Below are 24,571 nucleotides of genomic sequence, written 5' to 3' on the forward strand. Positions count from 1 at the left end.
AGACACACGACGCATGAAGCTTTCGATCTCAAGGCGCGCCATGGTGGCGGGCGGTGCGGCCCTGGCCCTCGGCCCCGGCCTGCTGCGTTCGGCACGCGCGGAAAACGGCGTGACCGACACCACCATCCGCATCGGCCAGTCGGCCGTGTTCAGTGGGCCGGCGAAAGACTTCGGCGTCGACTACCGCGCGGGCATCAAGCTGTACTTCGACCGGGTCAACAAGTCGGGCGGCGTCAACGGTCGCAAGATCGAACTCGTCACCTACGACGACGCATACGACCCCGCAAAGACCGCCATCAACACGGCGAAGCTGATCGACGAGGACAAGGTCTTCGCGCTCACCGGCTACGTGGCCACCGGCAACCTCGCGGCCGCGATGCCGCTGGCCGAGAAGGCGGGCGTGCCGATGTTCGCACCGCTGGTGGGCACCAGCTCGTTCCGCACCAAGGTCAACCGCTACCTGTTCCACGTGCGCGCGGGCTACGACCTGGAGCTGCGCAAGATCATCAGCCACCTCTCGACCATCGGCATCCAGTCGATCGCGGTGGTCTACCAGGACAGCGCCTTCGGCAAGTCGAACCTCGCCACCTGCGAGGAGCTGGCGGCCGACCACAAGGTGAAGGTGCTCAAGACCTTCCCGCTGGCCATCACGGCCGAGGACGCGAAGCAGGTCGTCACCGGTCTGTCTGAAACCAAGCCGGGCGCGGTCGTGATGATCATGGCCGGGCGCATGGTCGAAGTGTTCATGCGCGATTACCGCGCGAATGGCGTTGGCGCGCCGCTGTATACGCTGTCGGTCGGCATCACCGACGCGGCAGGTTCGGCCAAGCGGCTCGACGGCAAGCTCGCGGGGCTGGTCACGGCCAGCATCGTGCCGCCGCCGCAGGCGCAGCGCATGCCCATCGTGGCCGACTACCAGCGCGACCGCGCGGAGTTCGGCGAGAAGATCGACAGCTATACCGCGCTGGAAGGCTACATCGTCGCGCGCGTGATGGTCGAGGGCCTGCGCCGCGCGGGCAAGACACTCACGCGCGACAGCTTCATCGCCGGGCTCGAAAGCATCGGTAGCACGCGCATCGGCGACTTCCCCGTCGAGTACAGCGCGAAGAACCACAACGGCTCGACCTTCGTGGACCTGGAGATGTACACCCGTGACGGCCAGTTGCGGCGCTGAGCCGCTGCACCTGCTGGTCAACGGCCAGGCGCAATCGATCGAGGGCGTGCCGCGCGAAGCGACGCTGCTGCACCTGCTGCGCAACGACCTGGGGCTGAACGGCCCCAAGTACGGCTGTGGGCTGGGGCAGTGCGGCGCATGCACGGTGCATGTCGGCGGCGTGGCGGCGCGCTCGTGCGTGATTCCCGCGCGTGGCGTGGCGGGGCGATCCATCACAACGCTCGAAGGGCTGGGCGCGCGCGGCGACTGGCATCCGGTGCAGGCCGCCTTTGAAGACGCGCAGGCTGCGCAATGCGGCTATTGCCTCAACGGCATGGTCATGCAGGCGGCGGCCTTGCTTGCGCGCGATCCGGATGCGAGCGATGCGCGCATCCGCAGCGAGCTTTCGGGCAACCTGTGCCGCTGCGGCACCCACATCGAAATTCTCGACGCCGTGCAGCGCGCGGCGGCGCGCATGCGCGCGCATCCGGCCCCATGACTCGCCGCGCCGATCTTCCGCGGACCCGCGCCGAGTTCCTGTCGGCCAATGGCGTGCTGCTGGTGGTGCGCGAGACCCCGCTCGCACCGCCGCCCGCCAAGGGCCAGCCCGCGTTCATTGCCGGCAACCCGATCGAAGGCGACGAGATCCTGCTCGCCGTGTGGGACGACGGCAGCGCCTCGGCACTCAACGGCCACGTCGACCTGGGCACCGGCATCCAGACCGCGCTCGGGCAGATCGTGGCCGAGGAACTGGACCTCGGCATGCCCTGCGTGCGCGTGATGCTCGGCGACACCGCGCGCGCGCCCAACCAGGGCGCGACGATTGCGAGCGCGTCGATCCAGATCCATGCGCAGCCGATGCGGCTTGCCGCTGCGCAGGCGCGTGCATGGCTGACGGCGCGTGCGGCCGAACGGCTTGGCGTGGCCGACGATGCGCTACAGATGCACAACGGCGTGGTGCGAATCACCGAAGCGCCGGACCGCCACGTCAGCTATGCCGAGCTGGTGGCCGGCCAGCGCACTGTGCTGCGGCTCGATCCGCAGGCGCAGCCCAAGAATCCCGCCGATTACCGAGTCGTCGGCACGCGGCAGGCGCGCGTCGACATTCCGGCCAAGCTGGCAGGCGAGCTTGTGTTCGTGCACGACATGCGCGTGCCCGGCATGCTGCACGGGCGCGTGGTGCGACCACCGTATGCGGGCGCGGACCATGGCGAGTTCATCGGCAACACGCTCGAGGCGGTCGATGAATCGTCGATTGCGCACATCCCCGGCATCCGCGCCGTGGTCGTGATCCGCGACTTCGTCGGCATCGTGGCCGAGCGCGAGGAGCACGCCGAGCAGGCCTTGCGCGAACTGCGCGTCACGTGGAAGCCATGGCCCGGCATGCCCGACCTGGGCGACCTGGCACAGGCGCTGCGCGACAACCCGTCGACGCAGCGCCTGCTGGTCGATGAAGGCGATGTCGATGGCGCCATTGCCGCCGCCGCGCAGCCGATGCATCGCACCTACGTGTGGCCGTACCAGATGCATGCCTCCATCGGCCCTTCGTGCGCGCTGGCCGACTGGCAGCCGGCCGACGGCAGCGGCATGCAGCTGCGTTGCTGGGCCGGCTCGCAGAACCCGCACGTGCTGCGCGCCGATCTCGCGAAGCTCATGGGCGTGGAGGACGTGCAGGTCGACGTGGTCCGCATGGAAGCTGCTGGCTGCTATGGCCGCAACGGCGCCGACGACGTGGCAGCCGATGCGGCGCTGCTCGCCCGTGCGGTCGGCGCGCCGGTGCGCGTGCAGCTCACGCGCGAGCAGGAGCATGCGTGGGAGCCCAAGGGCGCCGCGCAGCTCATGGAGATCGACGGCGGCCTCATGGCAGACGGCCGCGTCGCCGCCTACGACTTCGAAACCTCTTATCCGTCGAACGGTGCGCCGACGCTCGCGCTGCTGCTCACGCGCACCATCGAACCGGTGGCGCAGGCCTTCGAGATGGGCGACCGCACCGCGCGACCGCCGTACACGTACGACAACCTGCGCGTGAAGGTCAACGACATGGCGCCGATCGTGCGCGCCTCGTGGTTGCGCGGCGTGTCGGCGCTGCCCAGTTCGTTCGCGCACGAGTCGTACATCGACGAGCTGGCGACTGCTGCGGGTGTGGACCCGGTGCAGTTCCGCTTGCGGCATCTGGAAGATCCGCGCGCGGTCGAGCTGGTGCAGGCCACCGCGCAGAAGGCCGGCTGGCGCATGCGCACCGGGCCGCAGGAGAACGCGGACGGTGGGCTCGGCGAAGGCGGCGACATCCTCTTCGGGCAGGGTTTTGCATACGCCCGCTACATCCACAGCAAGTGGCCGGGCTTCGGCGCCGCGTGGGCCGCGTGGGTGGCTGACGTCGAGGTCAATCGCAAGACCGGCGAGGTGCATGTGCGCCGCGTGGTGGTGGGGCATGACGCGGGGCTGATGATCAACCCGGCAGGGGTCGAGCATCAGATACACGGCAATGTGATCCAGACCACGAGCCGGGCGTTGAAGGAGCAGGTGCAGTTCGCGCCGCAACAGCAGCAGCAAGGCACGGCGACAGGTGCGCAGCTGCCGGGCGTGCTGCCTTCGGGCGTGGTCGCGAGCCGCGAGTGGGGCAGCTACCCGATCATCAATTTCCGCGAAGTGCCGGTGATCGAGGTGATGCACATGCCCCGGCCCGGCGAGCCTTCGCTGGGGGCGGGCGAGTCGTCTTCGGTGCCGGGGACTGCGGCGATCGCGAATGCCATCTTCGATGCGACGGGGGTGCGGTTTCGTTCGCCGCCGTTTACGCCGGAGACGGTGCTGGCGGAATTGAACCGGGGGGTGCTTGGTGACGCCGCTGTGCCCCCATCCCAACCTTCCCCCAGAGAGGGGCGGAGCAATGCAGCCTGGCCGCGCCGCAAAGGCTTGTGGGCGACCGGCGCCGCGCTCGTCGTTGGCGGCATCGGCGTCGTCGCCGGCCTGCTCGGCTGGCGCTCCGCCATCGCGCCCGTATCGCTCACTGCTCCGGTCTACAGCCAGGCCACCATCGAACGCGGGCGTGTGCTCGCCGCCGCCGGGGACTGCGCCGTGTGCCACACAGCCCCTGGCGGCGCGCCCAATGCGGGCGGTCGCGCGATGGAAACGCCCTTCGGCACGCTCTACACGACCAACCTCACGCCCGACCCCGAGACGGGCCTCGGCCGCTGGTCCTTCAGCGCCTTCCAGCGCGCGATGCGCGAAGGCGTCTCGCGCGACGGCCACTACCTGTACCCCGCGTTCCCCTACACCGCATTCGCGAAGACCAGTGACGACGACCTGCAGGCGCTCTATGCGTACTTCATGTCGATGCCTGCGGTGCGTGCGGAAACGCCGAAGTCCGAGCTCAAGTTCCCGTTCAGCATGCGGCCGCTGATGGCCGGCTGGAATGCACTCTTCCATGACCCGACGCCGATGCAGCCCGTGGCCACGCAGAGCGCGGAATGGAACCGTGGCGCGTATCTCGTCAACGGCCTCGGTCATTGCGGCGCCTGCCACACGCCGCGCAATGCGCTCGGCGCGGAGCAGGGCGGCAGCGCCTTCCTGTCGGGCGCCATGATCGATGGCTGGGAAGCACCGGCGCTCACGCACCTGTCGAAGTCCGTGGTGCCGTGGGACGCCGACGAGTTGTATCGCTACCTGCGCCACGGCCACACGCAGCGCCATGGCATCGCCGGCGGGCCGATGGCCGAGGTGGTGCGCGAGCTTGCGCAGGTGCCGGATGAAGACGTACGCGCGATGGCAACCTACCTCGGTTCGTTCAATCCAGCACCGTCCGTGCAACCGACTGTCGTGGCACAGCAAGCGGTCGATAACGCCGCACGCACGCAGGGCCAGTTGCTCGGTCCCGCGCAGCGCATGTTCGACAGCGCCTGCGCCTCCTGCCACCACGACGGCAACGGCCCCACGCTGCTTGGCGTGAACACGCCGCTCGCGCTCAACAGCAACCTCACGAGCGCGAGGCCAGACAACCTGCTGCGCACCATCCTCGACGGCGTGCGCGAGCCCGCGAGCCGCGACATCGGTTTCATGCCCGCGTTCCGCGAAGTGCTCGACGACCGGCAGATCGCCGAGCTTGCCGGCTACATGCGCACGCGCTTCGCACCGCAGGAGCCTGCGTGGGCCAACCTGCCTGCCGACGTGGCGCGCGTGCGCGCCGCGCCGGGACACTGACAGCAGAAAGAGAAGAGCCGGCCGCGTCGCAATCCGCTGTGCGCCGCTACGATGCAACGTAGCGCACACATCCAAGGAGACACCACGCCATGCCGCTTGATCTTTCAATCTCTTCCAGCCTGCCCCGCGACGCCGAACGCGCCACCCTCGTCGGCCGTTTGTGGCAACCCGGCGTGGGCCCCGTGCTGGTGGCCGTGCACGACGGCGACCTGTACGACCTGTCGGCGCTCGCGCCGACCATGAGCGACCTGCTCGAAGGCAGGAAAGCGCCTGCAGAAGCCGTTCGCCACGCATTGCAGGGCGCACCGCGCATCGCCGCGCTCGACGAAGTCCTTGCCAACAGCGACGAGACCGCGCGCGACACGAGCAAGCCCTGGCTGCTCGCACCCTGCGACCTGCAGGCCATCAAGGCCAGCGGCGTCACCTTCGTCGCGAGCCTGCTCGAACGTGTCATCGAAGAGCAGGCACGCGGCGATGCATCGAAGGCCGAAGCCACGCGCGCGGCCATCGGCGGCGTGCTCGGCGATAACCTTGCCGACATCGTGCCGGGCTCGCCCGAGGCCATGAAGGTCAAGGAAGTGCTGATCGCGCAGGGCGCGTGGTCGCAGTACCTCGAAGTCGGCATCGGCCCCGACGCCGAAATCTTCACCAAGGCCCCGGTGCTCTCCGCCGTGGGCACGGGGGCCGACGTCGGCATTCATTCGGGCTCGGTGTGGAACAACCCGGAGCCCGAGGTCGTGCTCGCCGTCAACAGTCGCGGCGAGACGCTTGGCGCCGCGCTGGGCAACGACGTCAACCTGCGCGACTTCGAAGGCCGCAGCGCGCTGCTGCTCGGCAAGGCCAAGGACAACAACGCCTCGTGCGCCATCGGCCCCTTCATCCGCCTGTTCGATGCGCACTTCGGCATTGCGGACGTGCGCCGCATCACCGTCGCGCTGGAAGTGACCGGCCCCGAGGGCTTCACGCTCGAGGGTTCGAGCTCGCTGTCGAAGATCAGCCGCGATCCGCTCGACCTCGTGGCGCAGACCGTGGGTAGGCATCACGCCTACCCTGATGGTTTCATGTTGTTTCTTGGAACGATGTTCGCGCCGACACAAGACCGTCACGGGCCTGGGCAAGGATTCACCCACGTCGTGGGCGACCGCGTGTGCATTGCCGCACCGGAACTCGGCGCCCTGGTCAATCGCGTTGTGCACGCGGACCAGGCGCCGATGTGGACTTTTGGTATCAGTGCGTTGATGCGCAATTTGAGTGAACGCGGTCTGCTGTGATTCGCATGTAGACGTTCCGTTTGAATTTCAAAAGGAGTTGTACTCCTTAGTAATTCATGTGCGTCGTGTTGCAATCTGTTGCTGTTGACCGCGCCTCTTGTTCCCCTCAAGATTGCCGCTGTTACGAAACGGTTGAACAGGGAGAAGAGGTTTGTCGCCGAGCGAAATCGATCTATTGCAGTTGCCTGTGGAAGGCTCGCATCCGTGCGGTGAAGACCTGGAATACGACCCCGATTTCATGGCGTTGCACCAAGCAACAACGGGTAAGCGCGAGCAGCAATTCGGCTCGACGATCATCCCCGCCGAGCCACCCGACTGGGCCCGCGTGGAGCGCATCGCGAAGCAGCTGTGCACACGTACGCGCGACCTGCGGGTGCTGGTGCCCCTCACGCTGGCCTGGACCGAAAACCGTGGCTTGCCCGGCTATGTCGATGGGCTGCAACTCGTCGACGCCGTGCTGCAGAAATTCTGGGACGGCGTGCATCCGCGCGTTGTCGACGATGGCTTCGAAGACCCGCTGCCGCGCATGAATGCACTGGCCGCGCTGGCCGAGGCCGAGGGATTGGGGCGCAGTGTTCGCGATGCAAGGCTGCTCGAAGACGGCGGCGCATCAATGAGCCTGCGACAGGTCGAAGCCTTGCTCGACTCGAGCAAGACCGACCATCAGATCGATTACCCGGGCGGCATCGGCCGACTGCGGGACGCGGCGCGGCGTGCGCAGGAAAAGGCGGCGCCCCCGGTGGTGGCATTGCGTGCTGCGCTCGACCTGCTGCAGCGCATACGCGAGACCTGCGAGCGCGCGCTAGGTCAGAGTTGGGCGCCTGATTTCTCGCGGCTCGAACGCTCGCTGCGCACCGTGGCCCAGCTGTTGCCCGAGCAGGCGCAGAGCGAAGGGGGCGGGGCTGGCGAAGCCCACTCTGGAGCCGATCCGCAAGGGGCGGGAGTTGCCGAGCCGGCTGCGAAGGGTGCTGCTGCCGGCAATGCAAATGGTGGTGCTGGCCTACGCACGGTGCCTATTAAAGATATTGAAATATCGACTCGTGATGATGTGCAAGTGTTGTTGGAAAAAGCTTGCCAGTTCATGGAGCGCACGGAACCCAGTCATCCGGCGCCCATGCTGATTCGCAGAGCGCAGCGGCTGCTGGATCTCAACTTCTTCCAGATCATCGAAGAGCTTGTGCCCGAGGGATTGCAAAAGATAGAAAGCCTTGCTGGACGCCCGCTGAACAGTGGGGGCAGCACGTAATAAGAAGAAGGCGGAGTCCGTCGCGGACTCCGCTGGCCGGCAGGACTGCCGGGGTCGTACCCACACGCATTACAGATTCAAGAGGAAGCTTATGGCAGACAACCGTGTCAGAAACAGTGGTCAGAAGTTCATTGCGCGCAATCGCGCGCCGCGTGTGCAGATCGAATACGACGTCGAGATCTACGGCAGCGAACGCAAGATCCAGCTGCCCTTCGTGATGGGCGTCATCGCCGATCTCGCGGGCAAGCAGGTCGACCCGATGCCCGACCTCGGCGAGCGCGAGTTCATGGCGGTGGACATCGACAACTTCGATGAACGCATGAAGTCCATCAAGCCGCGCGTTGCCTTCCAGGTGCCCAACACGCTCACCGGCGACGGCCAGATGAACGTCGACATCACCTTCGACAGCATGGACGACTTCTCGCCCGCGCGCATCGCCCGCCAGGTCGGCGCGCTGCAGCACCTGCTCGAAGCGCGCACCGAGCTGTCGAACCTGCTGTCCTACATGGACGGCAAGAACGGCGCGGAGCAACTGATCGCACAGGCGCTGCAGAACCCGGGGCTTCTCAAGTCGCTGGCCTCGGCGCCGAACCCGGCCGTCGCCAAGGCAGTGGAAGCCGCCAACGAAAAGGCCGGTACGCCCGGCAACCCAGGGACCTCTTCCGAGTAAGCGCGAGCACGAGCAGCAAGGACCGTCATCATCATGAGCACCGCCCCCAAACAGACCGCCGCGCGCGCACCCGCCTCCGTCGAAACGCTCGAGCCGAACGAGTTCTCCGACCTGCTGCAGCGCGAGTTCAAGCCCAAGACCGACCAGGCCCGCGAGGCGGTCGAGAACGCCGTCAAGACGCTGGCCGTGCAGGCGCTGGAGAGCACCGTTACCGTCTCCAACGATGCCTACCGCACGGTGCAGGCCATCATCACCGAGATCGACCGCAAGCTCTCCGAGCAGATCAACCAGATCCTGCACCACGAGGACTTCCAGCAGCTCGAAGGCGCATGGCGCGGCCTGCACTATCTCGTGAACAACACCGAGACCGACGAGCAGCTCAAGATCCGCGTGATGTGCGCGTCCAAGCGTGAAGTGGCGCGCTCGCTCAAGCGCCACAAGGGTATCGGCTGGGACCAGAGCCCGCTGTTCAAGAAGATCTACGAAGCCGAGTACGGCCAGTTCGGCGGCGAGCCCTTCGGCGCGCTGATCGGCGACTTCCATTTCGACCACAGCCCACCCGACGTCGAGATGCTCAGCGAAATGGCCAAGATCGCCGCGGCCGCGCACTGCCCCTTCATCGCCGGCGCATCGCCCACCGTGATGCAGATGGACTCGTGGCAGGAGCTGTCGAACCCGCGCGACCTGACCAAGATCTTCCAGAACACCGAGCACACCGCATGGCGCAGCCTGCGCGACTCGGAAGACGCGCGCTACATCGGCCTGGCCATGCCGCGCTTCCTGGCGCGCCTGCCGTACGGCGCGCGCACCAATCCGGTCGACGAATTCGAGTTCGAGGAAGAGACCGACTCGGCCGCGCACAGCCGCTACACCTGGGCCAACTCGGCCTACGCAATGGGCGTGAACATCAACCGCTCGTTCAAGCAGTACGGCTGGTGCACTTCCATCCGCGGTGTGGAGTCCGGCGGTGCGGTGGAGAACCTGCCCACGCACACCTTCCCGACCGACGACGGCGGTGTGGACATGAAGTGCCCGACCGAGATCGCCATCAGCGACCGGCGCGAGGCCGAGCTCGCCAAGAACGGCTTCATGCCGCTGGTGCACCGCAAGAACTCCGACTTCGCGGCCTTCATCGGTGCGCAATCGCTGCAGCTGCCGGCTGAGTACTACGACGCCGACGCCACGGCCAACGCGAACCTCGCGGCGCGCCTGCCGTATCTGTTCGCCTGCTGCCGCTTCGCGCACTACCTGAAGTGCATCGTGCGAGACAAGATCGGTTCGTTCCGCGAGCGCGAGGACATGGAGCGTTGGCTCAACGACTGGATCATGAACTACGTCGACGGCAGCCCCGGCACCTCGTCGCAGGACACGAAGGCAATGAAGCCGCTGGCGGCGGCGGAAGTCCAGGTGGAAGCCATCGAGGACAACCCGGGCTACTACGCCGCCAAGTTTTTTCTCCGGCCGCACTATCAGCTCGAAGGGCTGACGGTGTCGTTGCGGCTGGTTTCGAAGCTGCCATCCAACAAGAAGGACAGCAGCTAATTCAACGGTGTCCCGGAATCGGGCACATATAACTTTGGGGGTTAATCATGGCAGTAGACATGTTCATGCGCGTTGAAGGCGCGAACGGCGAATCGAAGGACTCGAACCACAAGGAGTGGACGGACATCAAGTCGTTTGCGTGGGGAGCAACGCAGCCTGGAAACATGGTCAGCGGCGGTGGCGGCGGCGTGGGCAAGGCGAGCTTCAATGACCTGCAGGTGCTCGCACGCATCGACAAGGCGGCGCCGTCCGTCCTGAAGAACTGCGCCAGCGGCAAGCACCTGAGCAAGGTGGAAGTGTCGGTCTGCAAGGCCGGCGGCGCGCAGATCGAATACACGCGCGTCACACTCGAAGAAGTGCTGGTCACCTCGGTGCAGTACACGGCCGAGCAGGGTTCGGACGCCGTGTTCGTGCAGTACGCCTTCCAGGCCGCGAAGGTGAAGCAGCAGTACTGGGAACAGACCGACAAGGGCGGCAAGGGCGCCGAGACGGTGCTGGGCTGGAACATCAAGGAAAACAAGGAAGCCTGATTTCCTTTTTCCCCGATGCGCGGCCGGCCCAGCGGGCCGGCCGCGACGTTTTTCCCGACGGCCTCCACGGCCGTCCTTCGCACACAGGCCTTTCGCGCCGTGTGCCATTCAGTCAGCGAGGAAGCTTCATGGGCGATGGGTTTGCAGTGCTGGGCGAACGCTCCGTGGCCGAGCACACCGAATGGGTACAGAGGCAGATCCGCGCCAATCCCCAGAATGCAAGCTTGCGTCTTGCCCTGTGTCACTTCCTCGCGCTGCGCGGCGAATGGCAGCGGGCTGAAGATCAGCTCAAGCTCGCCACCAAGCTCGACCCCACTTTCACTCCCGCCAGCGTCACCTGTTCGATGGCGCTTTCGGGCGAACGGCATCGCAGCGACTTCTGGTCCGGCGGACGCGCTCCGGCCATCATCTGCGGCAACGCGGAATGGGTCGAACAGCTGATCGCTGCCGCGGCCCTGCCGGCCGACCGTGCCGAGGAAGCCGCCGCCCTGCGCGAGACCGCGCGGCAGGCCGCGCCCGCCTTGCATGGCGCGCTCACCAGCGTCGACCGCTCCGATTCGCGCGCCGTGCAGGCGCTCGACGGCGAACCGGTGGAGCGCAGCATCTTCGCGTGGCTGTGCGACGGCGACGTGCGCATCGGCGCGGTGCTGGAGTTGCTCACGCCCTCGGGCTATGCATGGCTGCCCCTGCCCGAAGTGCGCCGCATCAAGTTCTCGCGCCCTCAACACCTGGTCGACCTGCTGTGGGCGCCAGCTGAATTCGAGCTGCACGACGGCCGCGCGCTCAACGGCCTGGTGCCGGTGCGCTATCCGGGCTCGCTCGAAGGCCTCGACGACGAAACCACGCTGGGCCGCCGCACCGACTGGCTGCCGCTGGCCGGCGAAGATCAATACGCGGGCCTCGGCCAGCGCACGCTGATCAGCGAGGCCGGTGACCATTCGCTGCTCGACCTGCGGCTCATCGAGTTCTCGCGCGAGGACGCGACCTGATGAGCAGCATCATGGACACCGACGGCGACCAGCAGGAAAGCGTCGCGCGCGACCGCCTGCAGCCGGTGCTGCTCGACCGCCTCACCGACAAGACGCCGCAGACCCGCCAGGAGCGCGCGGGCGCCTTCCTCATGAGCGGCAGGCTGTTGCGCGACTCGGTGCTGCGCGATCTGCAGTGGCTGCTCAACACCACCAACTTCGGTGCGGACCACAACATCAACACCATGCCGCGCGCGCGCCGCTCGGTGTTGAACTTCGGCGTGCGCGGCTGGGCCGGCGGCCGCATGTCGGAGGTCGACTTTGCGGACGTCGAGGCGGCCATCCGCTCGGCCATCATCGACTTCGAGCCGCGCATCATGAAAGACAGCATCGACGTGCGCTGCGTGACCGACGCCACCGATCTCGAACACCACAACCTGCTCGCGCTGGAGATCCGCGGCACGCTGTGGTCGGTGCCGTACCCGATCGAATTCATCCTGCGCTCGGAGCTCGACCTCGAAAGCGGGCACATGGTGCTGCGGCCCACCGGAGGCCTTTGAATGGACGCGCGGCTGCTCGACTACTACAACCGCGAGCTCACCTACATGCACGAGCTCGGGGCCGAGTTCGCGCAGCGCTACCCGAAGATTGCGGGCCGCCTCGGCATGCGCGGCATCGAGGTCAGCGACCCGTACGTGGAGCGCCTGCTCGAAGGCTTCAGCTTTCTCACCGCGCGCATCCAGCTCAAGATGGACGCGGAGTTTCCGCGCTTCTCGCAGCGGCTGCTCGAAGTGGTGTACCCCAACTTCCTCGCGCCGCTGCCCGCGATGGCCGTGGTGCAGATCGACGGCAACCTCAACGAAGGCTCGCTGAAAGCCGGCTACGAGCTGCCGCGCCACACCATCCTGCGCGGGCGAATGATCAAGGGCGAGCAGACAGCCTGCGAGTTCCGCACCGGCCATGCCGTCACGCTGTGGCCCATTCGCATCGCCGACGCGGGCATCGGCCCGGTGCCCGCGGAAATCGCGTATGCGATGCCCATGGCTGCGCGGCAGGCGAAGAGCGCCATCACCATCAAGCTCGAAGCGGTGGGCGGCGCGCGTTTTGCCGACATGCCGCTCGACCGGCTCGAGTTCTTTCTTTCGGGTGCGGAGCTGCATGCGCTGCGCGTGCTCGAACTCGCGGCGCACCACAGCATCGGCGTCGTGTGCCGCAGCGGGCCGGGCAGCACGGCGCGCATCGTGCCGCTGGGCGACGAGGCCATCAGGCACGAGGGCTTCGACCCTGACCAGGCGCTGCTGCCCTACGACGCGCGCTCCTTCCAGGGCTACCGCCTGCTGCACGAGTATTTCGCGTTTCCCGATCGCTACCTGTTCTTCAGCGTGAACAAGCTGCGCGCGGCGGTGCAGGCCATGAGCGGCACCACGATGGAGATCGTGGTCCTGCTCGACCGCGCCGACGGCGACCTCGAACGGCTGGTAGACGCCAAGCATTTCTCGCTGTTCTGCACACCCATCATCAACCTCGTGCCGCGCCGCAGTGACCGCATTCCGGTTGGGCCGGGCCAGCATGAGCACCATGCGGTGATCGACCGCACGCGTCCGCGCGACTTCGAGATCTTCACCGTCGAGCGCGTCACCGGCCACATGGCCAACGGCTCGGAAGAGCGCGAGTTCCGGCCCTTCCTCGGTTCGTTCGCGGCGGACGACGGCGACTTCGGCGCGTACTTCTCGCTGCGCCGCGAGCCGCGCCTGGTGTCGGACCGCGCACGCGCCCAGGGTACGCGCACCAGCTACACCGGCAGTGAGGTCTATGTGTCGCTGGTCGACCAGCACGACGCGCCGTTTCCGCACAGCCTGCGGCACATCACGCTCGACGCGCTGTGCACCAACCGCGACCTGCCGCTGCTGCTGCCGACCGGGCTCGAGTCAGATTTCACGCTGCGCGTGTCGGCACCCGTGCGATCGATCCGCATCCTGCGCGGGCCTTCGCGGCCGTACCCCGCACTGGCCGAAGGCGCGCTGACGTGGCGTCTCATCAGCCACCTCGGCCTCAACTACCTGAGTCTTACCGACGTCGATGCGGCGCAGGGCGCGGCCGCGCTGCGCGAGATGCTCGACCTGTACGGCAACCTCGCCGACCCTTCGGTGCGCCGCCAGATCCAGGGCGTGCGCTCGATGGCGCTGGCGCCGGTGTTCCGCCGCCTGCCGGAGCCGGGCCCCATCGTGTTCGGGCGCGGCGTGGAGATTGCGCTGAAGATCGACGAGGTCGCGTTCTCGGGCGCGAGCCCGTATCTTTTCGGCGCCGTGCTGGAGCAGTTCTTCAGCCGGCATGTGTCGCTCAATGCGTTCACCGAGTTCGCGCTGTCCAGCCTGCAGCGCGGCGAGATCGCGCGGTGGACCCCGCGCGTGGGACGTCGCCCCGCCGTATGAGCGAAACCAGCTTCACCGACGGGATGCAACAGGCCGCAGCGCCGACTGAGGAGGCCCAGGAGGTGCTGGATGCGGCCGAGGCTCGCCACGACATCGCGCAGCCTGTGCAACCTGCGTACGGTGCCGCGGCGCGGCGCGGCGTACCGCAGGCCGATCCAGTGCTCTGGGCCAAGCTGGTCGAGCAGCCCTTCGAGCACGACCTGTTCATGCTGCTGCGCCGGCTCGACGCGCAGGGCGACCATCCGCTGCTGGGCCGCGCGCCGCGCCCGCTCGACGAACCGCTGCGCCTCGGGCAAGAGCCCTCGATGGCCTTCGCGCCCTCGAATGTGTCGGGCGTCGATGTCGACAGCGACGGCCCGCCGCGTATCTCGATCTACGGCTTCGGCCTGTTCGGCCCCAACGGTCCGCTGCCGCTGCACCTGACGGAGTACGCGCGCGAACGCAAGCGGCATCACGCCGACAACACCATCAGCGCGTTCGCTGACCTGTTCCATCACCGGCTGATCCTGCTGTTCTACCGGGCCTGGGCCGACGCGCAATCGGTCAACAGCCTGGACCGCCCCGACGGCCACCGCTTCGTCGACTACGTGGCCAGCCTCATGAACATGGGGCAGCCCGGCCTCAAGGAGCGCGACCGCATCGCCGACCATGCGCGCACCTTCATGGCGGGCCATCTCGTGCGCCAGACGCGCAACCCCGAGGGCCTGATCCAGATCCTCAAGCTCTACTTCGACGTGCCCGTGCGCGTCGATGAGTTCGTGAGCGACTGGGTGATGATCGACGAGCGTCAGGTCAGCCGCATCGGCATCACCGGCCGCAATCACCGGCTCGGCGGCGGCGCCACCATCGGCCTTGCGGTGCGCGATGCGCAGAGCAAGTTCCGCCTCGAACTCGGGCCGCTCTCGCAGGAAGAGTTCCGCGAGTTCCTGCCGGGCAGCAAGCGGCTGCAGCAAGTGGTCGACTGGGTGCGCCAGTACGTCGGTATCGAGTTCGCGTGGGACCTGCGGCTCGTGCTCAAGAAGCAGGACGCGCACGGCATGCGGCTCAACAGCAACCAGCGCCTCGGCTGGGGCAGCTGGCTCGGCACGCGCCTGTCGGACACCGACGCCGGCGACATGGTGTTCCAGCCCGAAGCATTGTTTTCCCGTTCCGCATCGGCGGCACCCGTTGCCGCGCCCGCATCTTCCTCCATGGCTCTATGACCGACATCCGCCGCGTCTCTCTCTTTTCGAAACTCAATCCGATGCTCTACAAGGCATTGGAGACCGCCACCGCCTTCGCCAAGCTGCGCGGCAATGCCTACGTCGAGCTGGTGCACTGGCTGCACCAGATCCTGCAGCTGCAGGACAGCGACATGCTGCGCATCATCAAGCGCGCGGGGCTCAACCTCGACGCGGTCGAGCAAGACCTCGTGCGTGCGCTCGACCGGCTGCCGCACGGTGCCACGTCGATCAGCGACATCTCCGAGCACGTCGACAACGCCGTCGAGCGCGCGTGGGTCTATGCGAGCCTGCGCTTCGAGGCTACCTCGATCCGCGGTGCGTATTTGCTCGCGGGCATCATCAAGACGCCGGGGCTGCGCCAGGTGCTCTCGGGCATCTCGCGCGAGTTCGACAAGATCGTGCCCGACGTGCTGGTGGCGCAGCTCGCTGCATGGACCGAAGGCTCGCCTGAAGACGACTTCGATGCCGCACCAAGCGGCGTCGCGGCCGGCGGCGCAGCCGCTGCCGCGCACCACCAGGGCGATAGCCCCGCGGCAGGTGGTTCGGCGCTCGCCAAGTATGCGAGCGACCTCACCGCCAAGGCACGCGCAGGCGAGCTCGACCCGGTCTACGGCCGCGACGACGAGATCCGACAGATCATCGACATCCTCATGCGCCGCCGCCAGAACAACCCGCTGCTCACCGGTGAGGCCGGCGTCGGCAAGACGGCAGTGGTCGAGGGCCTTGCCTCGCGCCTCGCCGCGGGCGACGTGCCGCCTTCGCTGAAAGACGTGTCGCTGTGGGTGCTCGACCCCACGCTGCTGCAGGCTGGTGCGGGCGTAAAGGGCGAATTCGAACAGCGCCTGCGCCAGGTGATCGACGAGGTCGAGAAGAGTCCCAAGCCCATCGTGCTTTTCGTCGACGAGGTGCATACGCTGGTGGGCGCAGGCGGCACGGCCGGCACCGGCGACGCGGCCAACCTGCTCAAGCCGGCGCTGGCGCGTGGGCGGCTGCGGACCATCGGCGCGACCACCTGGTCGGAGTACAAGAAGTACATCGAGAAAGACCCGGCGCTCACGCGGCGCTTCCAGACCATCCAGGTGCACGAGCCCACCGAGCCCAAGGCGGTGATCATGCTGCGCGGCATCTCGGCCGAGCTGGAGAAGCACCACGGCGTGCTCATTCTCGATGCTGCGCTCGAGGCGGCCGTGAGCCTGTCGCACCGCTACATTCCCGCGCGGCAGTTGCCTGACAAGGCCGTGAGCCTGCTCGACACGGCTTGCGCACGCGTGGCGCTGAGCCAGCATGCGCTACCCGCCGCCATCGAAGACCTGCAGCGCCGCATCGAGGTGCTGGGCATCGAGTCGGGCATCGCGGGGCGCGAGGCAGCCATTGGCGTGGGCGAGCACCAGCGCGTGGAAGACATCGCGGTCCAGGTGGCTGCGGCGCAGGCCGAGCTCGATCTGCTGGAGACGCGGCGCGTGGAAGAAAGCACGCTGGTCGAACGCATCGTGGCGCTGCGCAAGCAGCTGTCGCCGGCGGCGGTGCCGGTGCAGGCGGAGACGGCAGAAGCCGGCGAGGCGAATGTCGATGCGGATGTCGACACACCGCCCGCTGAACCCCAGCGCACGCCCGAGGAAATCCGCGCCGAACTCAACGAAGCACAAGACAAGCTCGTGCAGCTGCAGGGCGAATCGCCACTCATCCTCGCGGCCGTCGATGCCCAAGCCATCGCCACCGTGGTCGCCGACTGGACCGGGATCCCCATCGGCCGCATGGTGCGCGACGACGCGCAGTCGGTGCTGAAGCTCGGCGAAATTCTCTCGGCCCGCGTGGTCGCGCAGCCCGACGCGCTGGAGACCATTTCGCGCCGTATCCGCACCGCGCGCGCACGTCTCGACAACCCCAACAAACCCGTCGGCGTGTTCCTGCTGTGCGGCCCCTCGGGCGTGGGCAAGACCGAGACCGCGCTGGCATTGTCTGAAGCTTTGTATGGTGGCGAGCAGAACCTCGTCACCATCAACATGAGCGAGTTCCAGGAGTCGCACACCGTCTCCACGCTGAAGGGCGCACCGCCCGGCTACGTGGGTTACGGCGAAGGCGGCGTCCTCACCGAGGCCGTGCGCCGCAGGCCTTACAGCGTGGTGCTGCTCGACGAGATCGAGAAGGCGCACACCGACGTGCACGAGATCTTCTTCCAGGTCTTCGACAAGGGCTGGATGGAAGACGGCGAGGGCCGCCACATCGACTTCCGCAACACCGTGATCATCATGACCTCCAACGTCGGCACCGACCTGGTCATGCAACTGTGCGAAGACCCGACCCTGCGCCCCGACCCCGAGCCGCTGGCTGCCGCACTGCGCGAGCCGCTGCTCAAGGTGTTCGCGCCCGCGCTGCTCGGCCGCCTCGTTGTAGTGCCTTATTACCCGTTGCACGCAGAGGCGTTGCATCGCATCATCCGTCTGCAGCTCGATCGCATCGCGACGCGCCTGCAGGCGAACCACGGCATCGCACTGGCCTACGACGACAGCGCCGTCGAACTCGTCGCGCGCCGTTGCACCGCCATCGAATCGGGCGGCCGGATGATCGACGCGATCCTCACGCACACGATCCTTCCGAGGCTGAGCGAGGAAGTCATCGGGGCCACGGTCAGTGCGCGCAAGCTCGCGAGTGTGCAACTGAGTGCGGCGGATGACGACTTCCGCTACGAATTCTTCGAACATTGAGCGCAGAAAGGGAGCACCACATGGCCAGAGTCGTCACTGCACACACGCCGCTTGCACCGGACCAGTTGCTGTTCCGTTCGATGCACGGCAAGGAAGGGCTGTCGGAGCTCTTCGAGTTCGAAGTGGACCTGCTGAGCCCCAACACTTCCGTCGACATGAAGGCGGTGCTCGGCAAGCCGCTCACTCTCGAGATCGTGACGATCGACGGGACGCCGCGCTACCTCAACGGGCAGATCACGCGTTTCACGATGATCGGCCGCGAAGAGAGCTCGTCGCGCTATGTGGTGTATCGGGCTCTGGTGCGGCCCTGGCTCTGGTATCTCACGCGCACCAGCGATTGCAAGATCTTCCAGAACAAGTCGGTGGTCGACATCCTGGACGAAGTGCTCGGCGAGTATGGGTTCGCGTTCGAGAAGAAGCTCAGCGCCACCTACCGCCAGCGCGACTATTCGGTGCAGTACCAGGAGACCGACTTCGCATTCGTGAGCCGCCTGATGGAGCACGAGGGCATCTACTACTACTTCAAGCACGAGAAGAACCAGCACACGCTGGTGCTGGCCGACGACATGGGTGCGCACGACACGCTGCCGGGCTACCCGCGCATCGGCTACCTCGCCACCGATCGCGCGGGCGAGACGGGCCGCGAAGTGATCGACCAGTGGGAGGTGACCGAGGAGATTCGCCCCGGCACCTTCGTGGTCGACGACTTCGACTTCAAGAAGCCCAAGGCCGACCTGCTCAACACGCGCAGCCAGCCGCGGGAGAACGATCACGGCCGCTACGAGATGTACGAGTGGCTCGGCGGCTACAGCGACGCCGGGGATGGCGAGCACTACGCGCGCATACGGCTCGAGGAAGCGCAAGCGCAGGCCGAGGTGGACACCGGTCACTCCAACGTGCGCGGCATGGCGCCCGGCTACCGTTTCAGCATGCAGAACGCGCCGCGCGACGAGGACAACAAGGAATACCTGATCGCCTCGGTGACGTACAACCTGCGCGAGGGCGGCTATGCCACCGGCAGCCCCGACGGTCTCTACAGCTTCGACTTCGACGTGCAGCCCACGTCGTTTCCGTTCCGCGCGCCGCGCGTCACGCGGATGCCGACCACGCACGGCCCGCAGACCGCCACGGTCGTGGGCCCGCCCGGGGAAGACATCTGGATCGACAAGTACGGCCGCGTGAAGGTGCAGTTCCGCTGGGACCGCTACGGTCAGCGCAACGAGGACAGCTCGTGCTGGGTGCGTGTGTCGAGCGCGTGGGCGGGCTCCAACTTCGGCGCGGTGAACCACCCGCGCGTGGGGCAGGAAGTGATCGTCGATTTCATCGCCGGTTGCCCCGACCGGCCGATCATCATCGGCCGTGTCTACAACGCCGACCAGATGCCGCCGCTCGAACTGCCGGCCAAGGCGACGGTCAGCGGCTTCATCAGCCGCACCATCAAGGGCGACGGCGAACTGGCCAACCACTTCGTGATCGACGACGACCCCGGCAGCGAGTCGATCAAGATGCACGCGCAGAAGGACTTCAGCCTCAGCGTGGAGAACAATGAAACGCACACCGTGGACGGCACGCGCGAGACGCTGATCGAAGGCGCGGACACCTACACGACCAACACCTCGCTCAACGAGACGGTCAACGGGCCGCACACGCTGACGGTGAACAAGGGCGGGCCGCAGAAGATCACCGTCAACGGCGGCGACCAGTTCATCAAGGTGGATGGTGGCAATCAGCAGGTCGATGTCATCGGGAATCAGACCATCCATGTCACCGGCAAGCGCACAGACACGGTAGACAGCGGTGAAGAGCGAATCATCGGTACGTCGCTCAAGGAAGACATCGCGGGTCCGCAGACCACCAAGGTGGTCGGCCTGTACACCGAAGAAACCAAGGGCAAGAAGGTGACGGTCGACGGCGACGAGGACTATCTCGTCAAGGGGGCACAAAAGGTGCACGCGAACACGTCGTTGAGTGCGACGACGGATGGCCCCATGAACCTGGAAAGCACCGCGGCAGACATCTCGGTCAAGTCGCCGACCAAGATCGTGCTGGATGCGCCCCATGTCGAGGACAAGTCGGCAAAAAAGGTGACCTTCACGGACTGGGGTATTGCCTTCAAGGGCTTCAACATGGGGATCAACGGGGCCAACGTGAGCCTCAACGGCACTTCGCTGTTCGTGAACGGCCTGGTGACCAGCATTGCCGGGCTGAACCTGGGGTTCAACACCTACTCGCTCACGGGTGCGTTCATAAAGCTCGACCTGTATTCCGTCAGCCTTGCGGCGGGCACATTTTCCACCACCCAGACGACTTTCACGTGGGACAACGAGGCACAAAAAATCGATAACAACGGATACAGGGTGAACCTCTCGGGCTTCACCGTCTTTGTCTGAGCTTGGAGCGCGTGTTGGATCTTTTCGCTGTGTGGTTTACCAAGTACTGGTATCTGATTGTCCCCATCGCTGTCGTCGTGCTGCCAGCGTTCGTGGCGATCACGCTGGCCAAGCGCCATGCCTCCCACGTGATGCATATGCAGAGTGTGGTCAACCGCCGCGCGATGGGTGCGGATCTCGCCGAGCGAGTGCTTCGTACGGGCCAACCGGCCGTAGCGACGGTGCTCGAGAGCCATGACACGGGCATGCGGGCCGCGCGCATCTATATCCTCGTACGGCTCAAGTTCCAAGTACAGCCTGAGGGCGGATGGCCTGCCTTCGAGGCTGAACTGGTCGCCCCGATCAGCCCGGTGAAGCTCGCCGACTTCGCACCGGGGCGCTCCGTGAAGCTGCGCTTCGACCCGGTCTCGCACGAGATCGCCATCGATCAGCCGATGCGCTGAAGCGGGTCCGCTGCCCCATGAAGACCATCAAACCCTTTCGCCTGAGCATCCTCACGCGGCCCTTCCGGCGGCAGCGGCAAGACCACCTGGGCGTCTCGGTCTTCGCGATGGCCAGCCTGGCGCCCGAGCCCCTGCTGATGCCCGACCAGGATCTCTGGAAGCTGGCGGCCGACGAAATCGGGCCCGGCAACGTGCTGGACCTGTGCGTGCCCAAGATCGAGCCGGAGTGGCTGGTCAGCGGCTATGCGTACACGGCGCATCAGGACGACAAGACACTGTGCGCGGCCCAGGCCGTCTTCCATGGCCAGGCCAAGTCGTTGCTGGTGAGCGGTGATCGCTACTGGCTCGACGGCCGCGCCACGCCTGCGCAGCCTTTCGAGCGCCTGAGGCTGGATTGGGCGCATGCCTATGGCGGCCCGGGCGAGCCCGAAAACCCGGAAGGCATCGGCAGCTTCGATGAAACGATCAACGGCGTACAGACGCGCCGGCTTCCCAATGTCGAGTTGCCCGGCGCGCGTCAGGACGCACCCGGGCGGCGCATCGTGCCTGCGGGCTTCGGCGCCGTGCCTCCCGATCGGCCGCAGCGGCTCGCGCTGATGGGGCGCGCCTACGACCAGCAGTGGCTGCAGCACGAGTACCCGGGTTTCGCCGATGACATGGACTGGCGCTACTTCAATGCAGCACCTCTCGACCAGCGCCTGCCCGGCCGGCGCGAATTGCCGCCGGGCGCCGCCTACGAACTGTGGAACATGCACCCTCGGCAGCCGGTGATGCGCGGCCAGCTGCCCGATTGGCAGGCGCGTTGCTTCGCCAGCTTTCAGAAAGACGGTGGCGCGCTGTCGGAAATTTCGCTGCACCTGAGCACGGCCTGGTTTTTTCCGCACGCCGAGCGCGTCATCCTGGTCTGGCACGGAGCATCGCCCATCGCAGAGGATGACGCGGCCGACGTCAAGCACGTCATGCCCGCGCTCGAGTTGCGCGGGCAGCCGCGGCCGCTCGCCCACTACCAACAGGTGCTGCAGCAGCGCATCGATCCAGCCAAGGCGGTGCTGGTCCTGCGCGACAGCGACCTGGTCCCCAAGGCAATCATGGGGCCATGGGCAGGCGACCAGATGCCCGATATCGCTTCGCTTCCGCTGGCGCGCAATCTGCACGCAGGCCGGCAGCGCGAGCGCAAACGCATGCGTGCCCGTCTGCTGGCGCAGGGCCTGGATCCCGAGCAGTATCTGCCGCCCGTGTCCGAACCGGATCTGCGGCCGCCTGCCTCCGCGGACGATCTGCCAGACTTCGCCGAGAAGGCCGATCGAGCCCTCGAGCAAATGCGCCAGGCGGCCCTTGCTCGCGGCGCCGAGGGCCGGGCCAAGGCCGTCGCACACGGGATGCCCGCTGCCATTCAACCCGATATCGATATCCCGCCGCTGTCGCAGATGGAACCGCGCAAGCTGTCGGACGAGATCAAGGCGAGCATCGACAAGGCCATGACCGAGGTGGAGGCGCGGACCGGCAAGCCTGTGCAGCGCCGATTCGACCCGGACCGCCTGCTGCGTGACCTCGCGCGCCTGGAGGAAGACGCCGCGCGCGAGCGCCGAACACCCCCCACATCCGACGAGGCCGCCGAAAGCGCGCGGCTGCGCGAGCAGGCTGGGCGCAGCATGCGCATGGGGCACCTCTACGGCGCACACCTGCTCGAGCCGGCGCCGCCGGTCGGCAGCCTGCGCTCCAGGCGGCTGCGTCGGCGTCTCGAGGCCGCAGCCAGCGGCGAGCGTCGTTTCGCAGGCATGAGCTTCGTCGGCGCCAACCTCTCGGGTCTGGATCTGCGCGGTGCCGACTTCACGGGAGCGAACCTCGAAGACGTCGACTTCAGCGACGCGCGGCTCGATGGCTGCAACTTCACGCGCGCGGTGCTTGCGCGGGCACGGCTTGTCCGGGCTTCGCTCACCGATGCGCGGCTGGACGAGGCCAATCTGGGCGGCGCGCAATGCGAAGGGGCGAACTTCACGGCGGCCAGCTTCGTGCAGACGCGTTGCAGCAAGACCATTTTTCGTTCCTGCGTGCTGGCGAAGGCCGCGTTCAAGCAAGCCGATCTGTTCGAAAGCGAATGGGCGCGCTGCGATGCGCGCGGCTCGCACTGGGAGCAAATGGCGATGGTCAAGCTGGCACTGGAAGACATCGCTTTCGACGACGCCGCGTTCAAGCAGGTGAGCTGGGTCGAGTGCAGCTTCAAGGGAACATCCTTCGTACGCGCCTCGCTGAACGCCTGTGCTTTCGTCGCCGTCGATGCGCGGGAGGGGGTCGACTTCACCGAGGCCAGCCTCGTGACCTGTTCCTTCGTCCATGGCTGCAGCTTTGTGCAGGCGGTGTTCTGCGCCGCTTCGCTCAGGCAGTGCGGCCTGCGCGGTGCCATATTGGTCGGCGCCGACCTCGCGAAGGCGCGCCTTGACGGCTGCGACTTCTCCGAGTGCGACCTGCGGCGCGCGCGGCTGGAGGAATTGCATGCCGGCGAGAGCCTGTTCATTCGCGCGGACTTGCGCGAAGCCTCGTTGCGCGGTGCCAACCTCATCGACGCCAATCTTTCCAAGGCCGACCTGCGCTTTGCCAGCCTGCAGGATGCCAATCTGTTTCGCGCCGACGTGTCACAGGCCGCCATCGACGGTTCGACCACCTTCATCGGCGCCTACACCCAGGGAGCCAAGACCTTGCCTGCAAGAAAGACTGAGCCGGTTCGATGACAGTGGAAGAACTTCTGGACAAGATTCGGCATGCCGAACCGGTGGTCAAAGTGAGTCTCGCGGGTCAGGACCTCAGCGGCATCGACTTGTCGGGGGCGCAGATGGAGCACGTCGACTTGAGCCGGACGAATCTGCGCGGCGCCTGCCTCGACGACAGTTCGCTTGCGCAATGCAACCTCGATCAAGCCGACCTGTCGGCGGCCAGCTTGAAAGGCGTGCGCGTGTTTCGGTGTCGGTTGGAGGCCGCGCAACTCGGCCGCGCGTTCATGCAGGACACCCAGTTTGTCGAATCTTCGCTGGCTCACGCGGATTTCGAGAAATCGCAAATGGAGCGCGTGGCTTTTCTCAGATGCGAGCTCGGGCATGCAGTGTTGAAGCCCGGCATCTGCGATCAGATCGTCATCACCGAATCACGGGTCGACCAGCTCGACTGCCGCGGGGCGAAGCTGCTGCACCTGATGTTCTTTCGCATGGATCTGCGCACGGTGGAGTTCGCCCAGGCCCTATGCGATGGCGCGATCTTGATGGAGTGCAATCTCGAAGGTCAGCGCTTGCCGCACACCGCCTTCCTGCGCTGCCAGTTCACCGACAGCGCGATGGCAGATGTCGATTTCAGCGGCGCCGTGCTGACCCAGAGCAACTTCAAGGGCGCCACGCTGACCAAGGCGAACTTCAGCGGAGTGGATGCCGCCCAGACGATGTTCCCGGAGGCCGATCTGCGTGAAGCGAATTGCAGCGATGCCATCTTCGATCAGTCGATCTGGGCCGACGCCAAACTCGAAGGTGCCGATTTCAGCCGCTCGCGCCTGCCGCTGAGCGTGTTCCATCGCGCGCGGGCCAGGGGTGCCAGCTTTCGCGACGCGGACCTGCACGATGCTGATTTTTCCTATGCCGAACTTCAAAACGCGGATTTGCGCAATGCACGTTTTCTGCGCACCCGCTTTCATCGGGCCGCGCGCGCAGATGCGCGTTTCTCGGGAAGCGCTGGCATCATCGAAAACGATCCGGAGCTGTTCAAGGCTCAAGAGATCCTTCCGCTGCGCTGATGCCGCCAAGGCTGTCCGTTCCACTG

The 24,571-nt window shown here is 66.5% G+C and carries 17 protein-coding genes; all 17 read left to right on the top strand.

The window, feature by feature from the left end; all coding sequences use genetic code 11:
• Positions 1-13 precede the first annotated feature (13 nt).
• Positions 14-1,174: an ABC transporter substrate-binding protein gene (locus tag ACTG4X_RS02110; RefSeq protein ID WP_440533142.1), complete on the top strand. Its 1,161-nt coding sequence runs from the start codon at positions 14-16 to the stop codon at positions 1,172-1,174.
• The gene (locus ACTG4X_RS02115) at positions 1,152-1,652 is read left to right on the top strand and encodes a (2Fe-2S)-binding protein (RefSeq protein ID WP_440533143.1); all 501 of its coding nucleotides are present in this window, start codon (positions 1,152-1,154) and stop codon (positions 1,650-1,652) included. The genes ACTG4X_RS02110 and ACTG4X_RS02115 overlap by 23 nt, the downstream gene beginning before the upstream one ends.
• Positions 1,649-5,350 (top strand): molybdopterin cofactor-binding domain-containing protein, encoded by a 3,702-nt coding sequence (locus ACTG4X_RS02120; RefSeq protein WP_440533144.1) that lies wholly within the window; start codon positions 1,649-1,651, stop codon positions 5,348-5,350. The genes ACTG4X_RS02115 and ACTG4X_RS02120 overlap by 4 nt, the downstream gene beginning before the upstream one ends.
• An 89-nt stretch (positions 5,351-5,439) precedes the next feature.
• On the top strand, positions 5,440-6,621 hold the full coding sequence (locus ACTG4X_RS02125; protein WP_097197424.1) for a fumarylacetoacetate hydrolase family protein: 1,182 nt from the start codon (positions 5,440-5,442) through the stop codon (positions 6,619-6,621).
• Positions 6,622-6,772: 151 nt separating this feature from the next.
• Entirely contained in the window at positions 6,773-7,867 is a 1,095-nt protein-coding gene (gene tssA / locus ACTG4X_RS02130) for a type VI secretion system protein TssA (protein WP_093179985.1), read from the top strand.
• A gap of 91 nt (positions 7,868-7,958) precedes the next feature.
• A complete protein-coding gene (gene tssB / locus ACTG4X_RS02135; protein ID WP_093081718.1) occupies positions 7,959-8,537 on the top strand; it encodes a type VI secretion system contractile sheath small subunit in 579 nt (192 codons plus the stop codon).
• A 33-nt stretch (positions 8,538-8,570) separates the two neighbouring features.
• Positions 8,571-10,079, top strand: coding sequence for a type VI secretion system contractile sheath large subunit (gene tssC / locus ACTG4X_RS02140; protein WP_093059305.1), 1,509 nt, complete (start codon positions 8,571-8,573; stop codon positions 10,077-10,079).
• Positions 10,080-10,126: 47 nt separating this feature from the next.
• Positions 10,127-10,609: an Hcp family type VI secretion system effector gene (locus ACTG4X_RS02145; RefSeq protein WP_097197420.1), complete on the top strand. Its 483-nt coding sequence runs from the start codon at positions 10,127-10,129 to the stop codon at positions 10,607-10,609.
• A 128-nt stretch (positions 10,610-10,737) separates the two neighbouring features.
• Entirely contained in the window at positions 10,738-11,598 is an 861-nt protein-coding gene (locus ACTG4X_RS02150) for a type VI secretion system accessory protein TagJ (RefSeq protein WP_093082835.1), read from the top strand.
• An 11-nt stretch (positions 11,599-11,609) separates the two neighbouring features.
• Positions 11,610-12,137, top strand: coding sequence for a type VI secretion system baseplate subunit TssE (tssE, locus tag ACTG4X_RS02155; protein ID WP_042673168.1), 528 nt, complete (start codon positions 11,610-11,612; stop codon positions 12,135-12,137).
• Positions 12,138-14,009, top strand: a complete 1,872-nt coding sequence (gene tssF, locus ACTG4X_RS02160; RefSeq protein ID WP_440533145.1) for a type VI secretion system baseplate subunit TssF — start codon at positions 12,138-12,140, stop codon at positions 14,007-14,009. It abuts the gene before it with no gap.
• Complete coding sequence (gene tssG / locus ACTG4X_RS02165) at positions 14,006-15,211, top strand: type VI secretion system baseplate subunit TssG (RefSeq protein ID WP_440533146.1); 1,206 nt, start codon at positions 14,006-14,008, stop codon at positions 15,209-15,211. The genes tssF and tssG overlap by 4 nt, the downstream gene beginning before the upstream one ends.
• The gene (gene tssH / locus ACTG4X_RS02170) at positions 15,208-17,937 is read left to right on the top strand and encodes a type VI secretion system ATPase TssH (RefSeq protein ID WP_440533147.1); all 2,730 of its coding nucleotides are present in this window, start codon (positions 15,208-15,210) and stop codon (positions 17,935-17,937) included. Before tssG ends, tssH begins: the two co-directional genes overlap by 4 nt.
• A gap of 20 nt (positions 17,938-17,957) precedes the next feature.
• Positions 17,958-20,327 (top strand): type VI secretion system Vgr family protein, encoded by a 2,370-nt coding sequence (locus tag ACTG4X_RS02175; RefSeq protein WP_440533148.1) that lies wholly within the window; start codon positions 17,958-17,960, stop codon positions 20,325-20,327.
• 14 nt (positions 20,328-20,341) lie between these two features.
• A complete protein-coding gene (locus ACTG4X_RS02180; RefSeq protein ID WP_143042656.1) occupies positions 20,342-20,770 on the top strand; it encodes a hypothetical protein in 429 nt (142 codons plus the stop codon).
• 17 nt (positions 20,771-20,787) lie between these two features.
• Positions 20,788-23,499, top strand: a complete 2,712-nt coding sequence (locus ACTG4X_RS02185; protein WP_440533149.1) for a DUF2169 domain-containing protein — start codon at positions 20,788-20,790, stop codon at positions 23,497-23,499.
• The gene (locus tag ACTG4X_RS02190) at positions 23,496-24,545 is read left to right on the top strand and encodes a pentapeptide repeat-containing protein (protein WP_097197414.1); all 1,050 of its coding nucleotides are present in this window, start codon (positions 23,496-23,498) and stop codon (positions 24,543-24,545) included. The genes ACTG4X_RS02185 and ACTG4X_RS02190 overlap by 4 nt, the downstream gene beginning before the upstream one ends.
• Positions 24,546-24,571 lie beyond the last annotated feature (26 nt).

The organism is Variovorax sp. YR566 (genome assembly GCF_051992195.1).
Taxonomy (GTDB): domain Bacteria; phylum Pseudomonadota; class Gammaproteobacteria; order Burkholderiales; family Burkholderiaceae_C; genus Variovorax.

Coding starts and splice junctions, on each gene's coding strand:
- ACTG4X_RS02110 (WP_440533142.1), top strand. CDS start 14: ATGAAGCTTTCGATCTCAAGGCGCGCCATGGTGGCGGGCGGTGCGGCC.
- ACTG4X_RS02120 (WP_440533144.1), top strand. CDS start 1,649: ATGACTCGCCGCGCCGATCTTCCGCGGACCCGCGCCGAGTTCCTGTCG.
- ACTG4X_RS02125 (WP_097197424.1), top strand. CDS start 5,440: ATGCCGCTTGATCTTTCAATCTCTTCCAGCCTGCCCCGCGACGCCGAA.
- tssB (WP_093081718.1), top strand. CDS start 7,959: ATGGCAGACAACCGTGTCAGAAACAGTGGTCAGAAGTTCATTGCGCGC.
- tssC (WP_093059305.1), top strand. CDS start 8,571: ATGAGCACCGCCCCCAAACAGACCGCCGCGCGCGCACCCGCCTCCGTC.
- ACTG4X_RS02145 (WP_097197420.1), top strand. CDS start 10,127: ATGGCAGTAGACATGTTCATGCGCGTTGAAGGCGCGAACGGCGAATCG.
- ACTG4X_RS02150 (WP_093082835.1), top strand. CDS start 10,738: ATGGGCGATGGGTTTGCAGTGCTGGGCGAACGCTCCGTGGCCGAGCAC.
- tssE (WP_042673168.1), top strand. CDS start 11,610: ATGGACACCGACGGCGACCAGCAGGAAAGCGTCGCGCGCGACCGCCTG.
- tssF (WP_440533145.1), top strand. CDS start 12,138: ATGGACGCGCGGCTGCTCGACTACTACAACCGCGAGCTCACCTACATG.
- tssG (WP_440533146.1), top strand. CDS start 14,006: ATGAGCGAAACCAGCTTCACCGACGGGATGCAACAGGCCGCAGCGCCG.
- tssH (WP_440533147.1), top strand. CDS start 15,208: ATGACCGACATCCGCCGCGTCTCTCTCTTTTCGAAACTCAATCCGATG.
- ACTG4X_RS02175 (WP_440533148.1), top strand. CDS start 17,958: ATGGCCAGAGTCGTCACTGCACACACGCCGCTTGCACCGGACCAGTTG.
- ACTG4X_RS02185 (WP_440533149.1), top strand. CDS start 20,788: ATGAAGACCATCAAACCCTTTCGCCTGAGCATCCTCACGCGGCCCTTC.
- ACTG4X_RS02190 (WP_097197414.1), top strand. CDS start 23,496: ATGACAGTGGAAGAACTTCTGGACAAGATTCGGCATGCCGAACCGGTG.